Source organism: Mesorhizobium sp. M2A.F.Ca.ET.067.02.1.1, from assembly GCF_004023285.1.
Lineage (GTDB): Bacteria > Pseudomonadota > Alphaproteobacteria > Rhizobiales > Rhizobiaceae > Mesorhizobium.
On record NZ_RZSB01001190.1, the window covers coordinates 1 to 1,089 of the forward strand.

Genomic DNA, 1,089 nt, shown 5'->3' on the forward strand with positions numbered 1-1,089 from the left:
TTTGGTGAAAACCCCCGCCGATGCCGACCCGAGCCATGCTGGCCAAACCCTCGTTGCGACCTATCACTGGCGAGTTTGTAAACGAGGTTGATGTACCTCCGGCTGCTGTAGATCAGCGGACGATGCTCGGTTACCGCGCCCGCCAAGGGCCATAGTGCATACTGCATCCAATAAATCAAAATAGTCGGTTTGCCAACAGCCTTTCCGCGGGAGCACTAAAATCACGCCAATGCTTGGAAGAGCCTCCGATTTTGCCGCAGGAGCCGCCTTTTCTGGGGGAAATAGGGCATGCCTCCCCGGAAAATGGACAAGAAAGGCCCTTGACAACGTCCCGGCCAGCTCCTCAAAGTGTCGCCTGAACGCTGTCGCCACTTTGACTGGATCGGCGCGCATACTCACGCGAACAAAAGCAAAAGAGGGGAATGCTATGACCAAAAACTGGCAGGGTTACATGGTGCGTGCGCTTCTGGCCGCCACGGTGTTGTGCACCGCGGCGACAGCAAGCGTCGCGGAGGAAAAGAAGCTGGAGGTGCTGCATTTCTTCACGGCAGGCTCGGAGGCTGCGGCCATCGGCGTCATCAAGGATGCCTTCACTGCCAAGGGGTATGGCTGGGTCGACCTGCCCGCGACCGGAACCGACACGCTCAACCAGGTGCTGCGCTCTCGCGTTACGGCAGGCTCGCCGCCCAACGCTGTGCTGATGCACTCAAACGAGGTCAAGCAGTGGGTAGACCAAGGCGCCCTCGTTGATCTGTCACCAATCGCCACCAAGGGCAACTGGGACGAGGTGATGTCAAAGGGCTTAATTCCCCATCTGAAGCTGAACGGCTCGTACTATGGCGTGCCGACCACCGTGGAGCGCACAAACTGGCTTTGGTACAACAAGAAGGTGTTCGACAAGCTCGGTCTTCAGCCGCCGAGCACGCTCGATGAGTTCCACACGGCGGCCGACAAGCTCAAAGCTGCCGGCGTGATCCCGTTGGCGATCGGCGGTGTGAACTGGCAGGAGGCCACCCTCTTCGAAACGGTGCTGGTGGCTGTCGGCGGCCCCGACTTCTACCGCAAGGCGATCGTGGAGCAGAACGAAGA

At 59.3% G+C, this 1,089-nt stretch carries 1 protein-coding gene; it reads left to right on the forward strand.

From position 1 onward, the window contains the following. Positions 1–427: 427 nt before the first annotated feature. Positions 428–1,089 (forward strand): ABC transporter substrate-binding protein (locus EOA28_RS36635; RefSeq protein ID WP_189342406.1); only part of this gene is annotated, 662 nt, incomplete at its 3' end.